Genomic DNA, 23297 nt, shown 5'->3' on the forward strand with positions numbered 1-23297 from the left:
AACCGCGACACGAAAACGCCAGTGAGAGCCGTCGTCCCCGTTCGCTACTCGTCCAGCCGTTCCGTCTCGCGGACCGTCTTCTCCGTCTCGACGTTCCCCGTGTTCAGCGTCCCCGACGGCTCGAACAGCAGGACGCGACACTCCTCCTCGGCGACCGGCTTGTGCTCGACGCCGGCGGGGACGACGTGGAACTGGCCGGCCGACAACTGCACGTCATCGTCGTCGCGCACGCGGATGGTCAACTCCCCGTCGTGGACGAAAAACAGTTCGTCCGCGTCGGCGTGGTGGTGCCAGTCGAACTCCCCGTGCAGGCGGGCGAGTTTCATCTGTTGGCCGTTCAACTCGGCGGCGACGCGGGGCGACCAGAACTCGTCGATGCTGTCGAACGCCTCGCTCAGGTCGACGGGCATACCTAGCGTTCGGGCCGCACGCGGAAGTCGCTACTGCACCCGGTCGAAGGCCCGACTCTCCACCACGTCGAACAGCGCCTCCGTGCCGGCGTCGTCGAACCGGAGCGGCCGGCGCCACCACGGGCCCTTCCCCGAGTCGGCCGAGTGGTCGGTGACCAGCCGGTTCGCGTCGACGCCCGCATCGCGCCCGGACAGCGGCACCGCCCGGTCGAACAGCCGCGAATCGTCGGGGTCGCCACGCAGGAGAACCGCCGCGTCCATCTCCGCACGCTTGACGTGGGCGTTCGAGGCGAACCGCTCCCGTTCGGCCGCCGGGAGCGCGTCGTAGTCGGTCACCGGGTCGCGCGCGAGACGGAACCCGCCGACGAGATACGCGCCCCACTCGGGCGGTTGCCACGCGGGCGGGTCCTCGCCGGCGGTGTCGAGCGTCGCGTAGAACAGCGCCCAGTCGCCGGCCGCGAGGTCCGCCAGGGGCCGCGCCTTCACGCCGTGGGGGTCGCCGTACGTGTACGCCTCCCCGTGCGGATACTCGGGAAACTCCGGGTCGAGGTGGACAGGGGTGTCGCGGACCCGGTCGGGCACCGCCACGGGCAGGTGCGGCGTCAGGTCGCCGTACGTCGGTACCGGCTCGCATGTGGGTTCCGACTCCGGGATGGGGAGGAAGGCGAACGACCCGTCCGCGAACGCCGGGCCGCGGAAGCCCGGCGCGTTCGTGTTCGCTCCGACGTTGACGGCGACGGCACGCATACCCGCCCGTTCGGCCGGACGGCAATCAACCCCGCGTTCCGGGAAGCGAGTCGCGGAACCGCTCGCGGTCGACGACCCGGAACGTCGTCGTCACCTCGCCGACGGCGGAGCCGTCCGGGCGCTCGACGCGGCCCTCGAAGGTGAGGTTCGACCCGTCCACGTCCACCAGTTCGGTCTCGACGGCGAGGTCGGTCCCGAGTGGCGCGGCCCCGCGGTGGTGGAGCGTCGCGTCGACGCCCACGGTGCCGGTGCCGTCGGGGAGGTGGCCGTGCAGGGAGTCGCGGCCGGTGAACTCCACCCATCCGAGCAGGGCGGGCGACCCGAGCACGCGCACCGGTTCGTCGGGCGCGGCGTCGTGGGCCGCCGGGCGGGCCGGCGGGTCCGACTGCTCGCCGAACACGTTCGTCGTGTGGCTCCGCTCGACGGTGAACGTCCGCCGGGAGACGAGTGAGCGCCCGTCGAGCCCCGAGAGGTCGACCATACCGGTGGGGCGGCGGCCACCGTCAAGAACTCAGCGGACGCGCCGGAGCGCCGCGTGGCCCGCGACCCCGGCGAGGAAGGCGACGCCGACGTTCGTGAGCACCGCGAGCGCGGCCATCCCGACGACGACGGGCCGGTCGGGCGAGTCGAGGGCGACCCACGCGAGTTGCCCCGCGACCGCGAGCAGGAGGACGCCGAGCATCGCCATCGGGAACCCGGACCAGAGGCCGGCGACGAGCGCCGCCGCCAGATACAGCGCGGCGAGCACGAGGTTCGCGCCGCCGGTGCGCGCGCCGAACGCGTACTTCCCCGCGAGGCCGCCGGAGCCGTGACACATCGGCACCGCACCGAGCGGAACGCCCAGCAGGTTCATCGCACCCATGCTCTCCGCGAGGTCGTCGGCGCTCACGTCGGCGTCGAACAGGTCCGACAGCAACAGCGAGGTGGCGACGGCGGCGTTGCCGACGGTCATCGCCAACTGGCCCGCAAGGCCTTCGAGCGCGCCGGTCGACAGCGTCGGTCCGCCCGTCGGGAACAGGGCGAACGCCGGTAGCGACGGCGTGGGCACACCCCCACCCCAGAGGGCGACGCCGGTGCCGACCGCGAGCACGGCCACCGCCCCGGCCCGGCGGTAGACGAGCGTCGCGGCGACGGCGACGACGACGCCGGCGGCGGCCATCGCCGGCGCGCCGGCCGCGAGGTCGGCGCCCGCCAGCGCCAGCAACGCCGCCACGGATAGCTGGACGCCCCTGACGACCGGTTCCCCGACGTACCGCTGGACGCGGGCCATCGTCCCCGTCAGCCCCGCGACGAGCAGGAGGCCGCCGGCGAGCAGACCCGCCGCGACGAGTTCGCCGTACGCGAGCGTGCCGGCGATGGCGAGTCCCGCGAGCGCCTTCATCGGTTCGACGGAGACCGGCAGGCCGTACCGGACTCCCCACACGGCCTGGAAGACGGCGAACCCGACGAGCAGGTGGGCGAGCGACGCCGGCGTCAGCGCGGCGAGCGCGACGACTATCGGGAGGACCGTAACCGAATCCCCCAGCGCGCCGGTCACCTCGCCGACCGAGAGTTCGAACCCGCGGCCGCGGTCGGTCTCGACCGATATCGCCATCCATCGGCAGTCACCGGTCCGTCGGCTTCACTCTTTTCAGAAACCCGAAACGATTGGCAACCGCGGGCGGCGTAACTGCTCGACGTTTCATCCGCCGTCGAGGCGTGCCGCCCGGTCCGCGGGGAAGCCGACGCCGACCGTCTCGCCCTCCGCGGGCGGGTCCGACCAGAACGCGACGGCCGACGCGCCGTCGAGCGCGAGCGTCACCCGGTAGGTGGCGTCCTCGCGGACGACCCGCTCGACCGTCGCCTCGTGCGGGCCGCCCCGCCGGACGTGTTCGGGCCGGACCGCGACCTGTCCGGCCCCGCCGTCGACCAGTCGACCGGGCAGGACGTTCGCGCCGACGAACGCCGCGACTTCGGGCGTGTCGGGCGCCTCGAACACCGCCTCGGGCGTGCCGACCTGCACCACCTCGCCGTTGCGCATGACGGCGACGCGGTCGGCCAGCGCCCGCGCAGTCGTCCGGTTGTGGGTGACGTGGACGGCGGTCACGTCCGCGAGCACGTCCGCGAGGTCGTCCCGGAGCGCCTGCCGAGTCGGCACGTCCAGCGCCGACAGCGGTTCGTCCAGAAGCAGGACGCGCGGGTCGATGGCCAGCGCCCGTGCCAGCGCGACCCGCTGTTTCTCGCCGCCCGACAGCGTCGGCGGCGACCGCTCCGCGAGGTCCGCGACGCCCATCCGGTCGAGCAGGTCGTCGGGGTTGGGGAGCGGGTCGACCGCTTCGCCGCCCTCGGTTTCCGGGGGCGTCCAGTCGTCGCGCTCGTCGGCCGGCGGTTCGACCGGGCGGTCGCCGTACCGCTGGCCGAACGCGACGTTCTCGCGGGCGTCCATGTGGGGGAACAGCGCGTAGTCCTGGAACACGAAGCCGAACCCCCGTTCCTCCGGCGGGCGGGCGGTCACGCTCTCGCCGTCGACGGTGACCGACCCCGCGTGGGCGTGGTGGCCCGCCACAGTCTCCAGGAGGAGCGTCTTCCCGCTCCCGGAGGGGCCAAGCACGACGAGCGTCTCGCCCTCCGCGACATCGAGCGCGGCGTCCACTTCGAAGCGGGTGTCGCCGTCGGAGAACGTCGCCGCGACGTCGAACGATATCACACCCGGCTCACCTCGTCGTAGGCGAGCCACCGCACCAGCACGAACAGTAACGCCGACAGCGCGAGCAGGAGGACGCTCACCGCGCCACTCCGTGCGAGGCCGTTGTCCGACGTGAGGTAGGTGTTGAAGATGAAGACGGGGGCGTGCTGGGCCGCGACCACGTCGCCGGTCACCGGGTAGAAGAACGACACCGAGTACGCGACGACGGCGACGGCGCCGAACTCCGAGACGGCGCGTGCCCACGCCAGCACCCCGCCCGTGAGGACGCCCCGCGAGGCCAGCGGCAGGGTCACCCGCCGGAACGTCTCCAGCGGCGAGGCGCCGTGGCTCCGGGCGGCGTACTCGAGGCGGTCGTCGACGTTCTCGAACGCCTCGCGGGCGGCGTTGACCGCGAACGGCGCGGCGACGAACAGCATCGCCAGCACCATCCCGCCGAACGTCCCCAGGACCTGGAGGTCCGGGAACGCGCCCCCCGACCCGAGGCCGAACAGGATGATGATGCCCGCCACCGAGTGTGGCACCACGAGCGGCAAATCGACGAGACTCTCGACGAGCGACTGACCCGCGAACCCCCGCGAGAGGAGGTACGCCAGCGGGACGCCCGTCACCAGCGCCGCCAGCGCCGCGACCAGCGGCGCGTACACCGAGAGAAACAGCGTCTCCTGCACGTCCGAGTTCATCGCCATCTCCGCGACCAGCGCGGGGTCCTGCCGGGCGACGAACATCAACAGGGGGACGCCGACGGCGACCAGAAGTAGCGACCCGAGCGAGGCCGCGGCGGCGCCGACCCACTCCTCGCCCGAGACGGCCGCCGCGACCGCGAGGACGACCGGGGCGACGGCGGCGGCCAGCACCCCCGCGACGGTGACGGCGACGGCGACGACGGCGGCGGTACCGACGACCGCGGCGACGACACCGCGGGGCCCGCCGACCGTGGCGGCCGCCAGCGCCGCACCGCTCCCGACGGCGAACAGCGCGTACAGGGTGGGGCGGCCGGCCGCCTGCGCGAGCCCGAACGCCGACAGTTGCACGACGACGACCGCCAGCACGACCGCCCCGCGGCCGAAGCCGCCGACGGCCGTCTCCCGCAGTTCACTCATGGCCGCGGGTGAAGACGCGAGGCGTCACGACGGTTGCGGTCTCACTGCTGGTCGAGGCGGAGCGGGCCCAGCGACCCCTTCGCCTCGGCGTGTTCCATCACGCGGTCCGGCACCGCGTCCTCGCCGCCCGAGGGGACGACGACCGGCTCGACCGGCTGGAGACCCTTCTCCTTTAGCACCTGCCGCCCGGGGTCCGAGGCGAAGTACTCGACCCACTTCGCGCCCGCCTCGGGGTTGTTGGCGACCCCCGGCACGGTGATGCCGTAGGCGATGGGCGCGCCGACGAACGTGCCCGACGACGTCTCGACCTCCGCTTTCGCGTAGTGTTTCGCGTACGTCGAGGTGGCCTTCGAGAGGTCGACCTGCGACTGGAGGTCGACGTACGGCAGGTCCGACGACGAGGAGATGGACTGGTAGTAGAACACGTAGTCCAGTTTGCCGGACTTCAACTGGCCCTCGAGGTTCGTCTCCGTCCCCGTGGGCACCGTCGAGTTCTCCCGAAGTTTCTCGTAGGTGGACTGGTCGTACAGTTTCGAGCCGTCGAACTCGACGGCGCCGAGTTGCTGGCTCATCACCGCCCGGTAGCCGCCGGGGTCGACGGCCGGGTCAGAGTGGCCGATGGTCACGTCGTCGCGAGCGAGCACCTCCCACCAGTTCCCTTGCTCGATGTCGTCGGCGCCGGGCGAGTCCTCGCGGTACTGGATGGACATCGCGTTCGTCGTGAACACGGCGTACCACTCGCCGTAGTCGGGGACGACCCGGTCGCGGATGAGCCGGAAGTCCGAGACCCCGAGCACGTCGGCCGACTTCCCCTGCTGGGTTATCTTCTTCGTCGAGGCGACCGACCCCTTCGCCTCGCGGGTCACGTCGATGCCCGTCTCGTCCTCGAAGTCGGGTTCGGCCGACGAGAACGGCGGCGCGAGACTCCCCGCGTGGAAGATGGTCATCGTCCCGCCGCCGCCACCGCCAAGCGAGGTACAGCCGGCCAACCCGGCCGCGGCGGTCGCACCGGCCGCGGTCAGGAAGGCGCGCCGACTCGTCCCTGTCGAGCGTTGTTTCTGCATGGATACAACGGCGTTCACCCCCGCTCGACATAACGGTTTTGTCGGACAGCGAGAGAGGGAGGGTATGGACGCCGACTACGACGCGCGGCTGACGGCCGACGGGGTGACGTTCGACGCCCGGGACGCGGCGCTTCTGGCGACCGTCGACGAGGCGGGGTCGCTCAACGCCGCCGCCGACAGCCTGGGGCGGTCGTACGCCCGCGCCCACCAGCGGTTGACGGCGCTGGAGGCGGCGTTCGGGTCGCTGGTCGAGCGCCAGCGCGGCGGCGCCGGCGGCGGCGGGTCGACGCTGACCGACGCCGCCCGCGAGTTGCTGGCGGCGTTCGAGCGACTGGAGGCCGGCTACGAGCGGGTCGCCGCCACCGAGGAGTGCGTCCTCGACGGGACGGTCACCGACCGGGACGGCGAACTCGCCACCGTCGAGACGGCCGCCGGCCCGGTGCGGGCGCTGACGCCGCCCGACACCTCGGACGTGGAGGTGTCGCTCCGCTCGGACGCGGTCACCTTGCACGCGCCGGCCGAGGCGCCGTCAGCGGACGCGACGAGCGCACGCAACCGCCTGTCGGGGACGGTCATGGGAGTCGGCACCGGTGACGCTGTCGGGCGTGTCACCGTCGACATCGGCGCCGACGATCCGCTCGTGGCGGTGGTGACGACGGAGAGCGTCGACCGTCTCGCGCTCGCGGCCGGCCGCGAAGTGGTGGTGTCGTTCAAGGCCACGGCGACCCGTGCGACGCCCCGATAGGTCGGGTTTCATACATGGGGTCTCGACGCCGGCAGAACCGGCAAAAATCGTGGTACGGGCGTCAGACATCCCGGCGCGTCGTGCGCCCGTCTGACGCACATTTATCATACCGGGGAGCATGCCGACAGGTGGGCGCGCATCGACGGCCTCGAACTTCCCCATCCTCCCCATCGCGCGCCCGGACCTCTCTTCACCCGGCGGCGAGATACTCGTTGACCGCGTCCAGCGTCGCCTGCTCGGCGATGACCGCGAGCTGGTCGCCCGCCGCGATGGTCGTCGCGGGCATCGGCACGTCCATCGGCTCCCTGGCCCGGCCGTGTGCGTAGATGCGGGCGTCGCCCGGCAACTCAAGTTCGACGACCCGGGAGCCGACGAACGGCGAGTCCGCGGGGACATCGACCGTCGCGGCCGTCAGGTTCTCCGTCAGGTCCGCCAGCACGTTCAGGTCGCCGCCGAGCAGTGCGTTCTTCGCGCCCGCCGCGCCCAGCCGCTCGGGGTAGATTATCTCGTCGACGTCGGCGGCGTACGTCTCGTATATCTCCTCACGGTAGTCCTCGTCGATGCGCAACACGGTGCGACAGCCGTAGTCGGCGGCGATCATGCAGGCCGCGAAGTTGGCGTTCAGGTCACCCGTCAGCGCCGCGATGGCGTCGGCGGTGTCGATGCCCGCCTCCGCCAGCACCGACTCCTCCTCCGCGTCCCCCTCGACCACGTCGAACCCGTCGACGCGAGCGGTGTCCGCCTTCTCGTCGTCGAGTTCGATGATGGTGACCTCGTGGCCCTCCGAGCCGAGCATCCGCGCGGTGCGTGAGCCGACGCGACCGTAGCCGACGATGACGAACTGCATGCCGCGAGGTACGACACCACACCCCAAAAGGCTACGCCCGGTCGCGGATGCCGACGACCCGCGTCTGGACGTGGTCGGGGAACACCTCGTCGACCGCCCCCTCGCCGGCCGTCTCCGCGAGCAGTACGCGGAGTTCTGCCTCGTAGTCGCCCTTCGATAGCTGTTCGGACGGCGCCTCCTCGACGACGAGGTTCCGCTCGACAAGCCGGTCGACGGCCGTACGACCGAACCCCGACAGCGGCGAGAGATAATCGACCCCGTGGCGGTCTTCCAGCGACTGGGCCCACGCCCGCGAGACGGTCGGTACCCGGTCGTCGCGTCGGGAGCCGTCCGCGATGGCGTCGAACCCCTCGGCGGCGGCGCGTTCGAGCGCGTGCTCGTGGACCTGCTGGATGCCGTTGCGCGGGAACCCGTCCGCGACCATCGCGTCGACGGCGTCGTCGGCCACCTCGCGGTCGAGTTCTAGCCGCTCGAACGGGAAGCCGACGGCCTCCGCCGTGGTCGCGGCCTGGCCGGCGGCGTCGCCGACGCCGAACCCCGCGTGGACGAGCGTCACGTCGTAGAACCCGTCGAGGAGCAGGGCCGCCAGCGTGGAGTCCTTCCCCCCCGAGAACAGTACGCCGACCTCCATCAGCGTCGCTTGATGTTGAAGTCCTGCGAGTCGGGCTTCAGCTCCTGTAGGAGCGCCTTCATCTTCTCCTCATCTATCTTCCCCTGGATGCGCCCGCTCTGGGCGAGCGCGACCACCTGCTGTTCGACCTTCTCGCCGAACTCGGGTTTCGACATCTTCACCGAGTTGAGTCGCTGGCGCGCGCCGTCGGTGAGCGCCTTCCGGAGCATCGCCTTCTTCTGGGCCTCGGCCTGCTGGCGCTGGGCCTCCATCGCCTCCTCGTCGGCGCCGCCGCCCTGCTTCTGTTCTTTCAGCTGTTCCATCTTCTTCTCTCGAAGCTCCTCGAGTTCGTCGTCGTCGGGCTGACCGCTCATGGACGTGTGTTCTGGGTCGGGAAGAAAAACGGTTTCGACGCCGTCAGGCGTACCGCTCGAGTTCGGGCCGGTCGAGCTCCTCGATGAGCTCCGTCGCGGTGTCGTCGAGCAGTTGGCGGCCCTCGCCGGTGACCTCGCGGCCGTGGCCCTCGCGGGTGTTGATGTAGCCGGCGTCCTCGAGTTGCTGGAGCAGGGTGCGGATTATCTTCTTCGAGCCGCCCGTCTTCGAGTTCGGGCGGACCTTGTAGCGGGTCGAACCCTGCTTGGCGTCGCCGTAAGCCGTCGAGAGCCGGTCGACGCCGACCGGACCGTCGACTGCGACCTTCCGGAGCAAGGAGGCGCCGCGCAGTGCCCAGAAGTCCTCCTGCTCGGGCGGGAGTTCGCGGGCCGTGCCGGTCTTGGCGAGGTCCATCCAGTCGGGCTGTTCGAGTTCGTCCTCGATCTCGTCCGCGACGGCCTCGATGAGGTCCTCCGCGGGCGCGTCGTAGAGGGTTGCCATTACCGACTGTTTCCGTTGGGGCGCGTTTAACTCTGACGTTATAAGCGTGGCGCGAACGGCGACCGCGGGGAGCCGTGAGCGCCACGTTGAAGCGAGCGGGGCAAAGCGAAGCGACGACCCGCGAGCAGAGCGTACCGCTCGCGTCGCCCGCGGCACGTAACGACGAGCGGCTCACTCCACGCCGACGAGCCCCTCGTTGGAGCCGATGATGCCGGCGACGCCGCCGCCGACGACGGTGGGGAGCCAGTAGGTCGCCGTCCGGTGGATGACCACCGCGGCCGTCGCCGCGCCGCCGGGGACCCCGAGCGCGACCAGCAGGGCGATGAGGACGGCCTCGACGCCGCCCAGTCCACCCGGTAGGGGCGTGATACCCGCGATGGCGCCGACGGGGACGACGACGAGGACGACGGCGAAGGAGACGGCCTGCCCCAGCGAGAACAGCGAGAGCCACAGCGAGGCCGCCAGACAGAGCCAGCCGAGCGCGGAGAAGCCGAGCGCGAGCGTCAGCCGCTTTCGGTCGGCCGTCACGCGCTCGATGGCGTGAAAGAACCCCTCCACGCGCCCGCGGATGACCGAGGGCCCGGGCGGCGAGCGCCCGGGGACGACGCGACCGACCGCGCGGATGAGGGGCGTCACCGCCGAGACGGCCGCGCGCTCGACCCGGTAGCGGTAGCGCCAGCCGACGACGGCGGCGACGGGCACCGCGAGCGCGAGCGCGCCGACGGCCAGCGCCGCGAAGCGGAGTCGGGAGCCGAACGCCACCTGCGTCGAGAAGTAGGCGATGCCGAGCGACGCCAGCGCGATGGAGGGGACGAAGTTCAGCGAGTCGACGCTGGCGATGGCCGCGAGACTCGACTCGTACTCGGTGTCGGCCGCCCGCGAGATGAGAAGCGCGCTCACCGGTTCGCCACCGGCCTGCCCGAACGGCGTGACGTTGTTGGCGAAGGTGGCGGCGGCGAACACGCCCACCGAGACGGGCGCGGCGACGCGCGCGCCGAGGACCCGCAACACCGTCCGGAGCGACAGCCCCCACGCCGACAGCCAGACGGTCGCCACCGCGACGACGGCCACCAGCACGGACGGCTCCGCGCGCAACAGCGCGTCGACCACCTCGCCGACGCCCACTACCACGAGGATTCCCGCGAGCACGACCAGCGCGACGAGGAACCCGACGGCGGAGGCTCGCAGGTCGATGTCCATGCAGGGTCGTTCGACGGGCGAGGGGTTATGGCATTCGGTCGATGCCCACCGACGGGCTTTTGCGCCGCGGTGCCGGCCCTCCGACATGGACGAGCGGGCCGCGCTCGCGCTCATCGGACGGGAACTCCCCGCCGCCGGCGACGACTGTGCGGTCGTCGGCGAGCAGGTGCTCACGACCGACATGCTCCACGAGCGGACGGACTTCCCCGACGGGACGACCCGCTACACCGCGGGCTGGCGCGCCGTCGGCGCGTCGCTGTCGGACGTGGCCGCGATGGGCGCGGCGGCGACCGCGGCGGTCGCCGTCTACGCCGCGCCCGCCTTCGAGGCCGGCGACCTGCGGGCGTTCGTCGACGGTGCGAGCGAGGTCTGTGCGGCCGTCGGCGCCGAGTACGTCGGCGGCGACCTCGACGACCACGAGGAGTTCACCGTGGCGACGACGGCGCTCGGGCGGACCGACGACCCGGTCCTGCGGGACGGGGCCGCGCCCGGCGAGGCCGTCTGCGTCACGGGGACGCTCGGGCGGTCGGCCGCCGCGCTCCGGCTGTTCGGCACGGATGACGTGCGCGCGAACGACCTGTTCCGGTTCGAGCCCCGCGTCGCCGCCGGGCGTGCGCTCGCGACCCACGCGACGGCGATGATGGACTCCAGCGACGGCCTCGCGCGGTCGCTTCACCAGCTCTCGGAGGCCTCCGACTGCGGGTTCGACGTCGAGTACGACGCCGTGCCGGTCGATTCGGCGGTTCGGGCGGTGGCCGACGACGGGGAGGACGAGCGGGAGATGGCGCTCCACTTCGGCGAGGACTTCGAACTCGTGTTCGCGACGCCCGACCCCGAGGCGGCCGCGGCGGCCTCGCCCGTTCCGGTCGCGCGTGTCGGCACGGTCACGGACGCGGGCGTTCGGATGGACGGCGAGCCGTTGCCCGACCGCGGCTACACCCACGGCGCCTGACTACTGGACCAGTTCGAACGGGACCGGGGTGAAACACAGCAGGCCGAGCGCGAACGTGAGGAGGCCGACGGCCATCCGCTTGCGGTCGAGCCCCTCCTCGAAGATGGGGTCTACGGGGCCGGCGTACGCCAGTCCGAGCGCGACCAGTCCCCAGAACCCCCACAGCAGGGGGGCGTTCATCCCGACGTTTCCGAACAGATAGAGGTACGACGCGAGCGCGAACAGGCCGGCGGGCACCAACGCGGCGACGGTCTCCTGGCGCTCGCCGAGCATCGCGCGGACGAGGTGGCCGCCGTCGAGCTGGCCGACCGGAATCAGGTTGAGGAACGTGACGAACATCCCCACCCAGCCGCCGAACACGACCGGGTTGACCGCCACGGTCGGGTCCTGATACGTGAGCGGCTGGCCGGTCGCCCACGAGAGTCCCTGCAGTAGCGGCGGGTAGCCGAACTTGATTTCGAACGCGCTGGGGCTCTCGAGGACGCTCGACGGCACCGAGACGGGGTCCATGTAGAGACCGACCACCGAGACGACGACGGCCATCACCAGCCCCGCGAGCGGGCCGGCGACGCCGATATCGAACAGCGCTTTCCGGTCGGGGATGCGGCCCTTCATGCGGATGAGTGCGCCGAACGTGCCGATGATGTTCGGGATGGGGATGAAGTACGGGAGCGTGGCGTCGACCTCGTGGTACCGCGAGAGGGTGTAGTGGCCCAGTTCGTGGACGCCGAGGACGGCCAACAGCGCGACGGTGAACTTCCAGTTCTGCCCCGTGACGAGGTTGACCGGGTCCCAGGCGGACATCGAGGTGGTCTCGTAGAACCACATGTTTCCGGCCGCGAGCGTCGTCAGGACGGTCAACACCAGCGTGACGATGTTCACCCACGGGATGCCGTCGACGCCGACGTTCGTGGGGCTGGCCACGAGCGCGTGGCGCTGTCTCGTGAGGTCGACGCCGGAGATGGGGTCGGTCTCCTCGTCGGTGACGGAGGCGAACCGGATGTCGTAGCCAGCCTCGCGGAACAGCGGCCAGAGCCGCCGTTCCAGCGCGTCGGGACCCACGCGTGGCTCGCCGAGATACAGAAGTCGGTCGCCGTCGCGCCGGAGTTCCTCGACGTGGAACACGTCGGCGACGGCCGCGGGGTCGGGCGCGTCGCCGGGGAACTCCGAACGCGACGCGTCCGCGGACCTCGCGGGTCCGAAGTCGTCGCTCATCACCGAAGCGGAAGGGGTCGAGGGCGATAAATCCCCTGACCCCGCGAGCCACCGAGTGGGTGGCCCCGGTACCTTGGGTAGGATGGAGGGATGGAGGGCGTGAGGTGCGGGGGGACCGCCGCGTTACGCCCGGGTGACGCGCCACGTGGTGGCGCTCGTGTACGACCACTTCTCTATCTCGAGGTCGGTCGCGGAGTCGCGGAGCTTGACCATGAGGGCGCCGATTTCCTTCGCGGACAGGCCCACTTCGTCCGCGATGAACTTCGACTTGAAGTACACCTCGCCGTCCGAGGCCTTCTGCGCGAGGTAGTTCTTCAGGCGGCTCTCCTTGCTCTCCGTCTCGTTCGCGGGGGTAGTCGCGCTCATCTGTGACACCTCACTCCCGCCTTGCTCCCAGGGGAGTATATAAAGGCAGGAACCTTCGACTTGATTCGGCACGTTTCGGGACGAATCGAAGCAAAAGGTACGTTTCACGAACGCCTGAAAATCGTTTAGACCTTTTACAACGGTATCAGATTCTTTTTCTCACCTCTGAGATGATTTTGACTCGCTGGCCGAGTTACCGTAATATCCGAGGACTTCGGTCTCGGAATATACCGGCTGATGGGCGACGGCGCGCACCGCGCGCAGAGCGCCGGTCGGTGACCACCAGGTGAACGACCCCGTGGACGCCGACGCCTCACTCCCGGTCGTGGACCCAGAACGTCTCCGATTCGGTGACCTCCTTCTTGAACAGGGGGACCTCGTCTTTCAGGCGGTTGATGCCCTCCTCGACGGTGCGGAACGCCTCCTCACGGTGGCCCGCCAGTACGACGACGAACACGATGTCCTCGCCCGCGGGTACAACGCCTGTGCGGTGGTGGAGAACCACCTCGACGATGCCGTCGCGCTCCTCGAGTTCCGACTCGATGGTCCGCATCTTCGTCTCCGCGACGCCGTCGTACTTCTCGAACTCCAGCAGTTCCGTCCGCTCGTCGTCCGGGGCGTCCTTCTCACGCACGCGCCCGGTGAACGTCGCGATGGCGCCCGCCCGGTCGGCACCCGCGGAGCGTTTCACCTCGGCGACGAGCGATTCGAGCGTCTCGTGGGGGTCGAGGTCCGCGACGGCCGCGACGACCGCCGCCACGTCGAGTGAGGCCGCGTCGGGCGCGGTGACGAGCGGGTCGGAAACGTCCACGTCGCCGAGCGAGACCTGTGGCAGGTCCGCGTCGGGAAAGCCGACCGCGACGGCGTGGTCGTGGTCCGGCGCGAGACGGTCGACCGTCTCGGCCAGCGAGAGACGTTCGCCGTACGCCTGCCACTCGGCGCCGAGGTCGTACTCAGTGGCCGGGCGAGCGCGCTGGACGCCGCCGTCGACCTCGCCCGCCGCGGTCCGCTCGCGGTTCCGGACCACCGCGACCCGACCGGACAGCGCCTCGACGAGCCGGTCGGCGGCCGCCTCCGCGTCCTCTCCCGCGATGCCGAACACCTGCATGGTTCGTACGTTCGGGGCGGAGCGCTTGTAGTTGTCCCCGCTACGTCTCGACGGTCACCCGCACGGCGCTGTGTTTGAACTCGGGTATCTTTGCGACGGGGTCGAGCATCTCGTCGCCCGTCAGCGCGTTCACGAGCGGGTCGGCGTAGTGGAACGTCAGGAACACGGTCCCCTCGCGGATGGCCGGCGTCACCTCGACGGGCGCCTCGACGCGCCCGCGGTCGTTCTCGACGACGACGCGGTCGCCGTCCGCGATACCGCGGCGGTCGGCGTCCCCCGGGTGCATCTGCAGGGCGTCCTCGCCGCGCATCCGCATCAGGGTGCCCGACCGGCGGGTGCACGCGCCGCTGTTGAACTGCTGGATGACCCGGCCGGTCGTCAACACGAGGTGGTCGTCGGCCACGGGGTCGACCGGGTCGACGTGGTCGACGGGGTCGAACCGGGCCCGGCGGTCGCCGCTCTCGAACGTGTCGCGGTGGAGCACGCCCGTCCCCTGGTCGGCTCCCTCGGGGAACGGCCACCGGACGCTCCCGGTGCCGATGGCGTCGTACTCGATGCCGGCGTAGATGGGCGACACTCGGGTCAGTTCCTCGAACGCCGCCCGCGGGTCCTCGGGCGGGTCGAGCGGCGTGGCGCCGTTGACGGCCGCGGTCACCCGGCGCGCGACTTCCCCGACGACCGCGAGGTCGCGCCGCGCGTCGCCCGGCGGCGCGCGGGTCTCGTGCATCCGGAGGAGTTGCCGGTCGGTGTTGGTCACCGTCCCCGACTTCTCGGCCCACGCCGACCCCGGAAGCACCACGTCGGCGAGTTCCGCGGTCTCGGTCCGGAAGATGTCGTGGACGACCAGACAGTCGAACTCGCGGAGCGCCCGCCGGGCCCGGGTGCTGTTCGGCTCCGTGACGGCGGGGTTCTCGCCGAACACGTAGCAGAACTCGATGCCGTCGCCCGCTCGGTGGGTCATCTCCACCTCGGTCAGCCCCGGCTTTGCGGGCGGCTCGAACCCCCACACGCCGGCGACGCGCTCGCGGGCCGCGTCGTCGGTCACGGGCTGGTATCCCGGCAGGACGTCGGGAAGCGCGCCAACGTCGCCGGCGCCCTGCACGTTGTTCTGGCCGCGAAGCGGGTTGATGCCGGTCCCCTCGCGGCCGACGTTGCCGGTCAGGAGCGCGAGATTCAGCAGGGCGTGGACGTTGTCGGTGCCGCAGTGGTGCTGGCTCATCCCCATCCCGGTGAACGCGGCGGCGCGCTCCGCCTCGCCGTAGGCTCTGGCGGCCGCCCGCAGGTCCGCGGGGTCGACCCCCGCGAGTTCGGCGTTCGCGTCGACGTCGACCTCGTCGAGGTGACGGCGGTAGGCGTCGACCCCCGCGGTGCGTTCGGCGACGAACGTCTCGTCGACGAGCCCCTCCTCGACGACGACGGCGGCCATCGCGCTCAACAGGGGGATGTCGTAGCCCGGGCGGACGGGGAGATGAACGTCGGCCGCGCGCGTCGTGTCGGTCTTCCGTGGGTCGACGTGGACCATCGTCGTCCCCCGTTTGATGGCGGGCAACAGATACGACCGGAAGATGACCGGGTGCTGTTCGGCCGGGTTCGCACCCGTCACGAGGAAGACGTCCGCCTCCCCGATGTCGGCGAGCGTGTTCGTCATCGCGCCCGCGCCGAACCGGTCGCGCATCGCCGCCACCGTCGAGGAGTGACAGAGCCGCGCGCAGTTGTCGACGTTGTTGGTGTCGAGTGCCCGCGCGAGTTTCTGAAGCAGGTAGTTCTCCTCGTTCGTGCAGTTCGAGGACGCGAAGAACGCCAGCGCGTCCGGGCCGCCGGCCTCGACGGCGCGGGCCGCGCCCCCGGCTATCCGGTCGAGCGCCGCGTCCCACGAGGCGGTCACGAGCCGGCCGTTCTCGCGGACGAGCGGCCGCGTCAGCCGCTCGTCGCTGTCGATTACCTCCCACGCCGCGGCACCTTTCGGGCATATCTCGCCGCGCGTGTTCACCGGGCCGGGCCAGCCGGTCGCACCGTCGCGGTCGGGGTCGTACTGGAGGCTACAGCCGACGCCGCAGTACGGGCAGACGCTCGGGCGTGGGGCGTCGCTCATCCGTGGACGTTCCACGTCGAGACGCTTGACCGTTCGGGCGGGTGTCCAGAGGCGCGGACGCCGCCGTCGCGCCTTGAGAACCCTTAAGACCGGCACCCGGCTACGACGGGGCAACATGAAGGTCGTCGTCTCTATCGGTGGAAGCGTCCTCGCGCCGGAACTCGATTCGGCACGGGTCGCGGACCACGCCGCCGTCATCGAGGACCTCGCGGGCGCGGGTCACGAACTCGCCGCCGTCGTCGGCGGCGGGGGCGTCGCCCGCGAGTACATCGAGTCGGCCCGCGAGCTGGGCGCAAACGAGATAGAACTGGACCAACTGGGCATCGGCGTCACCCGGCTGAACGCCCGCCTGCTTCTGGCGGCGCTCGACGAGGACGTCGTCGCCCCCAGCGTCCCCGAGGACTACGAAGCCGCCGGCGAGGCGCTCCACCGCGGCGACGTGGCCGTGATGGGTGGGGTCGTCCCCGCACAGACCACGGACGCCGTCGCGGCGGCGCTCGCGGAGTACGTCGACGCGGACCTGCTGGTGTACGCCACCTCCGTCCCCGGGGTGTTCAGCGCGGACCCGAACGAGAACCCCGACGCGGAGCGGTACGACGAACTCGCGGCGGACGACCTCGTGGAGATGATAGCCTCCGCGGAGATGAACGCCGGCCTCTCCGCGCCCGTCGACCTGCTGGCCGCGAAGGTCATCCAGCGGGCCGGCCTCGAGGCCATCGTCCTCGACGGGAGCGACCCCGACCGCGTCCGGCGGGCCGTCGCGGACGGCGAGTTCGAGGGCACCCGCATCGTTCCGGAGGGGCGATGACCTCGCCGTACACGCTCTCCGACCGGCGGTACGACTTCTGGGCCGACGCCGTCGCCGACGCTATCGAGGAGCGGGAGTCCGACGACCCCATCATCATCAAGGGCGGCATCTCGCCGTCCGGCGTCCCGCATCTCGGCAACATGAACGAGGTGATGCGGGGCCACTTCGTCGCCGAAGTGCTCCGCGAGCGGGGCCACGAGGTCCGGCAGGTGTTCACCACCGACGACCGCGACCCACTGCGGAAGCTCCCCCGGAAACTCGCGGACCTCGACGGCAACGTCGTCGGCCTCGGCGAGGTGGACGCCTCCGCGCTCGGGACGAACCTCGGGAAGCCGTACACCGACGTACCGGACCCGTTCGGTTGCTGTGACTCCTACGGCGACCACTTCTCGCGCATCATCGAGCAGTCCGCCGAGCTGCTGGGCGTCGACATCGACGTCGTCTCGAACACCGACCTCTACGAGTCCGGCGAGATGGACGAGGCGACGCGGTTCCTGCTCGCGAACCGCGAGCGCGCCCGCGAGGTGTTGAGCGAGTACCAGGACAAGGTCGACGAGACGTACGTCCCCTTCAACCCCATCTGCGAGTCCTGCGGGAAGGTAACCGAGACCGTCACCGGGGTCGACGCCGAGGCCGGAACGGTCTCGTACCGCTGTACGGACATGGAGGCGGGCGGCGACGTCATCGAGGGCTGTGGCCACGAGGGCACCGCGACGCTCCGGGATGGGAAGCTCCCGTGGCGCTTCGAGTGGCCCGCGCAGTGGCGCGTTCTGGACGTGGACTTCGAGCCGTTCGGCAAGGACCACGCCGAGGGGTCGTGGCCCTCCGGCGTCGACATCGCCCGGAACGTGCTCGGCGACGAACCGCCCGTGCCGATGGTGTACGAGTGGTTCACCCTCGACGGCGAGCCGTTTTCCTCGTCGGAAGGGAACGTCATCATGGCCTCGGAGGTGCTGGAGATGCTCGAACCCGAAGTCGTGCGCTACTTCTTCGCCAAGGACCCCAAGCGCGCCCGCGATTTCTCGGTCGAGCGGCTCGACCAGTTGGTCGACGAGTTCGACCGCTTCGAGCGCGTCTACTTCGGCGAGGAGGACGCCGACGAGAGCGAGCGGCGCCGCGCGGAGCGTGCGTACCCGTTCGTCGTCCACGACCCCGACCCCGACCGGGTGCGCATCCCGTACACGTTCGCCGCGGTGCTGGGGATGACCGACGACCCCGAGTTGCGCGAGACGATGGCCCGCCGGTCGGGCCACATCCCCGACGACGCCACCGACAGCGAGGTCGAGGCGGCGCTGGCCCGCGTCGAGAAGGCGCGCAACTGGGCGGTGCGGACCGACAACGAGTACAACTACCGGCTCGCCGAGGAGCTACCGGACGTCGAGTTCGACGACGCCACCGTCGCGGCGCTCGCGGACCTCGCGGCGTTCATCGAACGCGAGAAGCCGGACGACGAGACGCTCCAGGGAGAAATCTACGAGACGGCGCGCGACCACGACGTGGACGTGGGCGACTTCTTCACCGCGGGCTACCGGCTGTTCCTAGGCGAGGACCAGGGGCCGCGACTGGGGCCGTTCCTCGCGGCGCTGGACACCGAGTTCGTGCTGGCGCGGCTTCGGCTGGACGGGTAGGTGAGCACCGCCCTCGGCGTTCGCTCTCCGTTGCCGCCTTCCAGTACCGCTACTGCTCGCGTGTCGCTCACTACGTTCGCTCCCGCTCGCAACACCGTGCTACGTCGCGGCTCCCTGTGGTCGCCGCTCGTCGCACGCACCCGGAACCCTCTTTGAACCACACCCCATCTACCCACCCAAATGGTGGACACGCTGACCCTCGTGCTCGCGGGGGTCGTGCTCTACACGGTCCTTGCCCTGACGCTGAAGACGCAGGGCTACCTGCCCGACTGGGTCCGCGTGTCGGGCCCCATCACGACCCTCCACACCGAGCGCGGGAAGAAGTTCCTCGACTGGCTCGCCCGCCCGAAGCGGTTCTGGCGCGCGTGGGGGAACTTCGGGCTCGGCATCGCGCTCGTGGTGATGGTCGGCACGTTCGCCCTGGTCATCTTCGCGGGCGTGCAGGCGCTGTCGAACCCGACGCCGACGGCGCTGAACCGCCCGCGGAACGTGCTCGCGATTCCGGGCGTCAACGACTTCCTGCCGCTGTCGGCGGCCGTCGAGATACTGACCGGCCTCCTGATAGGCCTGGTCGTCCACGAGGGCGGCCACGGGCTGATGTGCCGCGTCGAGGACATCGAGATAGACTCGATGGGGCTGGCGCTCCTGGCGTTCATCCCCATCGGCGCGTTCGTCGAACCCGACGAGGACTCCCGGAACGCCGCAAGCCGTGGCGCACAGACTCGGATGTTCGCGGCGGGCGTCACCAACAACTTCGCGGTCGCCGTCGTCGCCTTCGCCCTCCTCTTCGGCCCGGTCGTCGGCTCCATCGCCGTCGTCTCGGGCGTCCCGGTCGGCGGCTCGCTCCCGGGGTCGCCCGCCAAGACCGCCGGCATCGACCGCGGCGACGTCGTGACCGGCGTCGACGGCCGGGAGGTCGAAAACGCCTCCGAACTCGACGCCGCGCTCGCGACGACGGACGCCAGCGAGGTGTCGGTCACCCTGCGCGACGGCCGCACCGCCAGCGTCGAGCGGAAGGTGCTCGTGACCGGGTCGGTCCCCGACACCGACGGCACGGTCCCCTCGCCCGTCGAGAAGAACACCACCATCGTCGCGGTCAACGGCACCGCGGTCCACACCGAAGGGGCGTTCCACGCGGCCGCCCGCAACCACTCGGTGGCGCGACTGGAGACCGCCGACGGCCGGACGGTGACGGCGCCGCTGGGCGCGTACGCCGTCGTCATCCCGCCGAGCGAGGATAGTCCCGCGCCGATGGCCGACGCCGGTGCGACGCCGGAGTCCACCGTCGTCATCACCAAGATGGACGACGCCCGCATCACTGACCGGGCGGACCTGACGGCGTTCCTCGATTCGACGGACGCCGGCCAGCAGGTGGCCGTCACGGCCTACACCTACCGCGGCGACGAGTTCCAGCGGCAGAGCTACGACGTGACGCTGGGCGAGCATCCGCGCGACGACACCGGGTTCCTCGGCGTCACCGCCATCCAACCGGGCGTCACCGGGATGGTCGTCGACGACTTCGGCATCGACGCCTACCCGGCCGACTTCTTCCTGGGCGTGCTGGGCGGCGGCGACGTGAATCTCCCAATCGACTCGCCGTTCACCCGGGCGTACCTCACGATAACGCTACCGTTCGCGGTGGTCACCATCCCCGGCGTCGGCTACGCGTTCCCCGGGTTCGTCGGCGCGTACGCCAACTTCTACACCGCCGCGGGCGGCCCGCTGTCGTTCCTCGGGACCGGCCTGCTCCTGCTTCTGGGGAGCGTGCTGTTCTGGACGGCGTGGATAAACGTCATCATCGGCCAGTTCAACTGCACCCCCGCGTTCCCGCTGGACGGCGGCCACATCCTCCGGACGTCGACGCAGGCGGTGGTCTCGCGGCTCCCCATCGACAACAAGTACGCCGCGACGAAGGCCGTCACCACGGGCGTCGGCCTGCTGATGCTCACGGGCCTGCTGTTGATGATATTCGGCCCGCGACTGCTCACGTAGGGTCGAACCAGTCCGCCGCGAGGATGTCGTATCGGACCATGTCCTGATACTGGCCGCGCTGGAACACGGCGTCGCGGGCGACCCCCACCTCACGAAAGCCGAGCGACTCCATCGTCGCCCGCGAGGCGTCGTTGTCACGGAGCGCCTTCCCCCTGATGCGGTGGAGGCCGAGCCCCTCGAACCCGTGGCCGACGAGCAGTTCCGCCGCCTCCGTCCCGTAGCCGTCACCCTGGTACTCGGGGAGGAGCCACGCGGCCAGTTCCGCCGAGTGGCGGCCCACGTCGAACAGCACGACCGTCCCCGCGGGTTCGCCGTCGACACAGACCACGAGGTTGAGGTTGTCGTCGCCGAGCACGACGTTCTCGTAGAACTCCTCGACGTCGTCCATCGAGGCGGGGTCGGTGAACGTCATCCGTTCGCGGATGGCGGGGTCGTTGCGCGAGCGCTGGACCAGCTCGAGGTCCTCGCGTTCGAGCGTCCGGAGGTCGATGCGGTCACCGTCGAGGAACACGGGGCCGGGCATACCGGCACGGGGGCGGCGACGACCAAAGCCGTTCTGTGAAGAGGCGTTCACCCGACCGCTTTTGCCCCCCCGCGAGTAGGGCCGGTATGGACGCGCGCGAGGCCGAGGTGGTGGCCGACGCCTTCGACGTGCTGTCGGACCCCCTCCGGGTCCGCATCCTCACGACGCTGTGGGAGGAGGACCGCCGCGGGCCGACAAGCTACTCCGAGTTGCAGTCGGCGGTCGGGGTCCGCGACTCCGGCCGCTTCAACTACCACCTCTCGAAACTGACGGACCGCTATCTCAGGAAGGTCGACGACGGCTACCGGCTCAGTCCCACCGGCCTGCAGGTGGTCGACCTCGTCGAGTCGGGAGCGTTCGGCGAGGCGCCCGACGTCGACGACATCGAGACTGACACGCCGTGTCCCGCCTGCGGGAGGAATCTCGTCGCCCGCTACGACGACGCCGAGCACGTCGTCGACTGTCCGGACTGCGGGCTGGCTGTCTCCTGGCTCACGTTCCCGCCGGCGGGTGTCGAACAGCGGCGCGACGACCCCGAGGCCCTGCTGGAGGCGTTCTCGGTTCGCTCCCGGCGGATGGCCGCGATGGGGAGCCACGGCGTCTGCCCGTTCTGTGGCCGGGAGATGGACGCCACGCTGGTCGCCGACGAGGACGCGCCGCTCCCGTACATGGTCAGGAAACACTGCGACGGCTGTCACGGGACCATGCGCTCCTCACCCGGCGCACATCTCCACGACCACCCCGCCGTCGTCGCCTTCCTGTGGGACCAGGGCGACCGGCTCGACGACCGGCCGCTCTGGGAATGGCCGTTCGTGCTCGGCGAGGGCTGTTCGGTCGTCTCCGAGGAGCCGCTCCGCGTCCGGCAGACCATCGAGCGCGACGGCGAGCGTCTCGAACTCGACGTGGACGCCGACGCCGAGGTGGCCGCGACCCGCCGCGTCCGCGAGTAGGTGAACTGCGCTTCGCAAATCGCTTTTCCCCTTCTCCCGGCTCCCCTCGACTGCGCGGGCCGTCCCGCGCGGTCCCAAGGATGCGAGGCCCTCCACGCCCCGGTCGCACGCGGTCAGGTGGTGCGCCGTGAGTGCGCGCCGCACCGTCCTGAAATACTACCTGTACCGCCCGACCACGTACCCCGGATTCACGTGGCCGATACTGACGCTGTTCCTGCTCGCCCGGGAGTTCTCCTTCACCGCCATCGCGCTCGGCGGGACGGCGATGGCCGTCGCCAGACTCGTCGGTGAGCTCCCCTCGGGCGTGCTCGCCGACCGGGTCGGCCGGCGGGCGACCTGCATCGCCGCCGCCCTGCTGTTCCTCGTCGGCCAACTCGGCTACGCCTTCGTCCACACCGTGCCGGCGCTGGTCGCCGTGGGCGTGGTGACGGGGCTCGCGGAGGCCACCCAGTCGGGCACGCTCGACGCGTATCTCTACGACGTGCTCGCGGAAGCCGGCATCGAGGACCGCTTCACGCACGTCCGCGGCCGGGGCGAAGCGGTGCGGCGGTGGGGCGGCGTCCTGATGCTGTTGGCGTCGGGGCCGCTGTACGTCCTCGACCACACCTACCCGTTCTACGCGATGGCGCTGGTCAACGTGGCGAGCGCGGGGATACTGGCGACGTTCCCACGGGCCACCCCACGCGAGGACGACGACACGTTCGACCTCCGGGAGGCAGTCGGAACGCTCCGCGGCCAGTTGCTCGCCCCGCGCCTGCGCGGCGTCGTCCTGTTCATCGCGCTCGCGTCGGCGATGGTACGAGCGGCCAACGGCTACATCCAGCCCATCGCCGTCGAGACGCTCGACCCGTATCTCGCGGTCGTTCCCGTCGCGATACCCGAGGAGGCGACGATGGGCGTGCTGTACGCGGCGTTCACCGCCGTCGCCGCGGTGACGAGCGACCGGGCCGACTGGCTGGCCTCGCGGCTCGGCACCGAGCGGACCATCCTCGGGTTGCCGGCCGCCGAGGCGGGCGCGCTCGTCGTCGCCGCCGTCGCACCCGTGGCGGCGATACCGGCGTTCTTCGTGATGCGGGCGCTCGGGCCGATGCACGTCACCGTCCGGTTGCAGTACCTGAACGACCGGGTCGACTCGGTGGGGCGGGCGACGGTGCTGTCGGCGGCCTCGCTGTGCATCTCCGTCGGGCGTATCCCGCTCGTACTCGGTTCGGGCGTCGTCGCGGACGCGTACGACCCGTTCGTCGCCGTCGGCGCGGTCGGTGCCGCGTTCCTGCTCGGAGCCGTAGCGACTCTGCTGGTCGCGCCGCCGTTCCCCGACCCCGGGACGACGGCCGCGCCCGCCGACTGAAACCGAACGGCCCTTGCCCCCCGACTCGCAAGT

At 71.0% G+C, this 23297-nt stretch carries 24 protein-coding genes; 7 read left to right on the forward strand and 17 right to left on the reverse strand.

Annotated features, from left to right (window positions below; all coding sequences use genetic code 11):
• Positions 1-44 precede the first annotated feature (44 nt).
• The 7 genes from NL112_RS01820 to NL112_RS01850 all read right to left on the reverse strand — a co-directional run bounded on the left by NL112_RS01820 (position 45) and on the right by NL112_RS01850 (position 6007).
• Positions 45-410 carry a cupin domain-containing protein gene (locus NL112_RS01820; RefSeq protein WP_255150920.1) on the reverse strand — a complete coding sequence of 122 codons (366 nt, stop codon included), beginning with the start codon at positions 408-410 and terminating at the stop codon, positions 45-47.
• 30 nt (positions 411-440) lie between these two features.
• Entirely contained in the window at positions 441-1157 is a 717-nt protein-coding gene (locus NL112_RS01825; protein ID WP_255150921.1) for an Nmad3 family putative nucleotide modification protein, read from the reverse strand.
• 25 nt (positions 1158-1182) lie between these two features.
• On the reverse strand, positions 1183-1638 hold the full coding sequence (locus NL112_RS01830; protein ID WP_255150922.1) for a thioesterase family protein: 456 nt from the start codon (positions 1636-1638) through the stop codon (positions 1183-1185).
• Between the two features lie 30 nt (positions 1639-1668).
• The gene (locus tag NL112_RS01835) at positions 1669-2751 is read right to left on the reverse strand and encodes a putative sulfate/molybdate transporter (RefSeq protein WP_255150923.1); all 1083 of its coding nucleotides are present in this window, start codon (positions 2749-2751) and stop codon (positions 1669-1671) included.
• An 87-nt stretch (positions 2752-2838) separates the two neighbouring features.
• Positions 2839-3843 (reverse strand): ABC transporter ATP-binding protein, encoded by a 1005-nt coding sequence (locus tag NL112_RS01840; protein ID WP_255150924.1) that lies wholly within the window; start codon positions 3841-3843, stop codon positions 2839-2841.
• A complete protein-coding gene (locus NL112_RS01845) occupies positions 3840-4943 on the reverse strand; it encodes an ABC transporter permease (protein WP_255150925.1) in 1104 nt (367 codons plus the stop codon). The genes NL112_RS01840 and NL112_RS01845 overlap by 4 nt, the downstream gene beginning before the upstream one ends.
• 41 nt (positions 4944-4984) lie before the next feature.
• Complete coding sequence (locus tag NL112_RS01850; protein WP_255150926.1) at positions 4985-6007, reverse strand: extracellular solute-binding protein; 1023 nt, start codon at positions 6005-6007, stop codon at positions 4985-4987.
• 64 nt (positions 6008-6071) lie between these two features.
• On the opposite strand from NL112_RS01850, the gene NL112_RS01855 reads away from it, so the two are divergent.
• Positions 6072-6752: a TOBE domain-containing protein gene (locus NL112_RS01855; protein ID WP_255150927.1), complete on the forward strand. Its 681-nt coding sequence runs from the start codon at positions 6072-6074 to the stop codon at positions 6750-6752.
• 190 nt (positions 6753-6942) lie between these two features.
• Here the strand turns inward: NL112_RS01855 and NL112_RS01860 are convergent, their stop codons facing one another.
• The 5 genes from NL112_RS01860 to NL112_RS01880 form a co-directional block, all read right to left on the reverse strand.
• Complete coding sequence (locus NL112_RS01860) at positions 6943-7599, reverse strand: potassium channel family protein (protein ID WP_255150928.1); 657 nt, start codon at positions 7597-7599, stop codon at positions 6943-6945.
• A 31-nt stretch (positions 7600-7630) separates the two neighbouring features.
• Complete coding sequence (locus NL112_RS01865) at positions 7631-8230, reverse strand: DUF7411 family protein (protein WP_255150929.1); 600 nt, start codon at positions 8228-8230, stop codon at positions 7631-7633.
• Complete coding sequence (locus NL112_RS01870; RefSeq protein WP_255150930.1) at positions 8230-8583, reverse strand: DNA-binding protein; 354 nt, start codon at positions 8581-8583, stop codon at positions 8230-8232. The genes NL112_RS01865 and NL112_RS01870 overlap by 1 nt, the downstream gene beginning before the upstream one ends.
• A 43-nt stretch (positions 8584-8626) precedes the next feature.
• Positions 8627-9082: a 30S ribosomal protein S19e gene (locus NL112_RS01875; RefSeq protein ID WP_255150931.1), complete on the reverse strand. Its 456-nt coding sequence runs from the start codon at positions 9080-9082 to the stop codon at positions 8627-8629.
• 171 nt (positions 9083-9253) lie between these two features.
• Positions 9254-10282 (reverse strand): lysylphosphatidylglycerol synthase transmembrane domain-containing protein, encoded by a 1029-nt coding sequence (locus tag NL112_RS01880; protein WP_255150932.1) that lies wholly within the window; start codon positions 10280-10282, stop codon positions 9254-9256.
• Between the two features lie 85 nt (positions 10283-10367).
• Here NL112_RS01880 and thiL point away from each other — a divergent pair, with 85 nt between their 5' ends.
• Complete coding sequence (thiL, locus tag NL112_RS01885; protein WP_255150933.1) at positions 10368-11234, forward strand: thiamine-phosphate kinase; 867 nt, start codon at positions 10368-10370, stop codon at positions 11232-11234.
• On the opposite strand, the gene NL112_RS01890 is transcribed toward thiL, so the two are convergent.
• The 4 genes from NL112_RS01890 to fdhF form a co-directional block, all read right to left on the reverse strand.
• A complete protein-coding gene (locus NL112_RS01890; protein ID WP_255150934.1) occupies positions 11235-12449 on the reverse strand; it encodes a site-2 protease family protein in 1215 nt (404 codons plus the stop codon). It abuts the gene before it with no gap.
• A gap of 123 nt (positions 12450-12572) precedes the next feature.
• Entirely contained in the window at positions 12573-12815 is a 243-nt protein-coding gene (locus NL112_RS01895) for a DUF7123 family protein (protein WP_255150935.1), read from the reverse strand.
• A gap of 313 nt (positions 12816-13128) precedes the next feature.
• Positions 13129-13923: a molybdopterin synthase gene (locus NL112_RS01900; RefSeq protein WP_255150936.1), complete on the reverse strand. Its 795-nt coding sequence runs from the start codon at positions 13921-13923 to the stop codon at positions 13129-13131.
• 40 nt (positions 13924-13963) lie between these two features.
• Positions 13964-16015: a formate dehydrogenase subunit alpha gene (gene fdhF, locus NL112_RS01905; protein WP_255150937.1), complete on the reverse strand. Its 2052-nt coding sequence runs from the start codon at positions 16013-16015 to the stop codon at positions 13964-13966.
• A 115-nt stretch (positions 16016-16130) separates the two neighbouring features.
• Here fdhF and pyrH point away from each other — a divergent pair, with 115 nt between their 5' ends.
• The 3 genes from pyrH to NL112_RS01920 all read left to right on the forward strand — a co-directional run bounded on the left by pyrH (position 16131) and on the right by NL112_RS01920 (position 20443).
• The gene (gene pyrH, locus NL112_RS01910) at positions 16131-16823 is read left to right on the forward strand and encodes a UMP kinase (RefSeq protein WP_255150938.1); all 693 of its coding nucleotides are present in this window, start codon (positions 16131-16133) and stop codon (positions 16821-16823) included.
• Positions 16820-18451, forward strand: a complete 1632-nt coding sequence (lysS, locus tag NL112_RS01915; protein ID WP_255150939.1) for a lysine--tRNA ligase — start codon at positions 16820-16822, stop codon at positions 18449-18451. Before pyrH ends, lysS begins: the two co-directional genes overlap by 4 nt.
• A gap of 180 nt (positions 18452-18631) precedes the next feature.
• A complete protein-coding gene (locus NL112_RS01920; RefSeq protein WP_255150940.1) occupies positions 18632-20443 on the forward strand; it encodes a site-2 protease family protein in 1812 nt (603 codons plus the stop codon).
• Here the strand turns inward: NL112_RS01920 and NL112_RS01925 are convergent.
• Entirely contained in the window at positions 20436-20966 is a 531-nt protein-coding gene (locus NL112_RS01925; protein ID WP_255150941.1) for a GNAT family N-acetyltransferase, read from the reverse strand. The two genes, NL112_RS01920 and NL112_RS01925, sit on opposite strands and share 8 nt — an antisense overlap.
• Positions 20967-21052: 86 nt before the next feature.
• On the opposite strand from NL112_RS01925, the gene NL112_RS01930 reads away from it, so the two are divergent.
• Positions 21053-21916 (forward strand): winged helix-turn-helix domain-containing protein, encoded by an 864-nt coding sequence (locus tag NL112_RS01930; RefSeq protein WP_255150942.1) that lies wholly within the window; start codon positions 21053-21055, stop codon positions 21914-21916.
• 127 nt (positions 21917-22043) lie between these two features.
• Complete coding sequence (locus tag NL112_RS01935; protein ID WP_255150943.1) at positions 22044-23264, forward strand: MFS transporter; 1221 nt, start codon at positions 22044-22046, stop codon at positions 23262-23264.
• Positions 23265-23297 lie beyond the last annotated feature (33 nt).

This window comes from Halorarius halobius, assembly GCF_024298865.1.
GTDB classification, from domain to species: domain Archaea; phylum Halobacteriota; class Halobacteria; order Halobacteriales; family Haloarculaceae; genus Halorarius; species Halorarius halobius.

Bases quoted from the DNA above. Each gene is read 5' to 3' on its own strand.
- NL112_RS01860 (WP_255150928.1), bottom strand. From the start codon at position 7,599: ATGCAGTTCGTCATCGTCGGCTACGGTCGCGTCGGCTCACGCACCGCG.
- NL112_RS01890 (WP_255150934.1), bottom strand. From the start codon at position 12,449: ATGAGCGACGACTTCGGACCCGCGAGGTCCGCGGACGCGTCGCGTTCG.
- NL112_RS01895 (WP_255150935.1), bottom strand. From the start codon at position 12,815: ATGAGCGCGACTACCCCCGCGAACGAGACGGAGAGCAAGGAGAGCCGC.
- NL112_RS01900 (WP_255150936.1), bottom strand. From the start codon at position 13,923: ATGCAGGTGTTCGGCATCGCGGGAGAGGACGCGGAGGCGGCCGCCGAC.
- NL112_RS01845 (WP_255150925.1), bottom strand. From the start codon at position 4,943: ATGAGTGAACTGCGGGAGACGGCCGTCGGCGGCTTCGGCCGCGGGGCG.
- NL112_RS01930 (WP_255150942.1), top strand. From the start codon at position 21,053: ATGGACGCGCGCGAGGCCGAGGTGGTGGCCGACGCCTTCGACGTGCTG.
- NL112_RS01875 (WP_255150931.1), bottom strand. From the start codon at position 9,082: ATGGCAACCCTCTACGACGCGCCCGCGGAGGACCTCATCGAGGCCGTC.
- thiL (WP_255150933.1), top strand. From the start codon at position 10,368: ATGGACGAGCGGGCCGCGCTCGCGCTCATCGGACGGGAACTCCCCGCC.
- NL112_RS01835 (WP_255150923.1), bottom strand. From the start codon at position 2,751: ATGGCGATATCGGTCGAGACCGACCGCGGCCGCGGGTTCGAACTCTCG.
- NL112_RS01925 (WP_255150941.1), bottom strand. From the start codon at position 20,966: ATGCCCGGCCCCGTGTTCCTCGACGGTGACCGCATCGACCTCCGGACG.
- NL112_RS01820 (WP_255150920.1), bottom strand. From the start codon at position 410: ATGCCCGTCGACCTGAGCGAGGCGTTCGACAGCATCGACGAGTTCTGG.
- NL112_RS01920 (WP_255150940.1), top strand. From the start codon at position 18,632: ATGGTGGACACGCTGACCCTCGTGCTCGCGGGGGTCGTGCTCTACACG.
- NL112_RS01855 (WP_255150927.1), top strand. From the start codon at position 6,072: ATGGACGCCGACTACGACGCGCGGCTGACGGCCGACGGGGTGACGTTC.
- lysS (WP_255150939.1), top strand. From the start codon at position 16,820: ATGACCTCGCCGTACACGCTCTCCGACCGGCGGTACGACTTCTGGGCC.
- fdhF (WP_255150937.1), bottom strand. From the start codon at position 16,015: ATGAGCGACGCCCCACGCCCGAGCGTCTGCCCGTACTGCGGCGTCGGC.
- NL112_RS01865 (WP_255150929.1), bottom strand. From the start codon at position 8,230: ATGGAGGTCGGCGTACTGTTCTCGGGGGGGAAGGACTCCACGCTGGCG.
- NL112_RS01880 (WP_255150932.1), bottom strand. From the start codon at position 10,282: ATGGACATCGACCTGCGAGCCTCCGCCGTCGGGTTCCTCGTCGCGCTG.
- pyrH (WP_255150938.1), top strand. From the start codon at position 16,131: ATGAAGGTCGTCGTCTCTATCGGTGGAAGCGTCCTCGCGCCGGAACTC.
- NL112_RS01825 (WP_255150921.1), bottom strand. From the start codon at position 1,157: ATGCGTGCCGTCGCCGTCAACGTCGGAGCGAACACGAACGCGCCGGGC.
- NL112_RS01830 (WP_255150922.1), bottom strand. From the start codon at position 1,638: ATGGTCGACCTCTCGGGGCTCGACGGGCGCTCACTCGTCTCCCGGCGG.
- NL112_RS01850 (WP_255150926.1), bottom strand. From the start codon at position 6,007: ATGCAGAAACAACGCTCGACAGGGACGAGTCGGCGCGCCTTCCTGACC.
- NL112_RS01870 (WP_255150930.1), bottom strand. From the start codon at position 8,583: ATGAGCGGTCAGCCCGACGACGACGAACTCGAGGAGCTTCGAGAGAAG.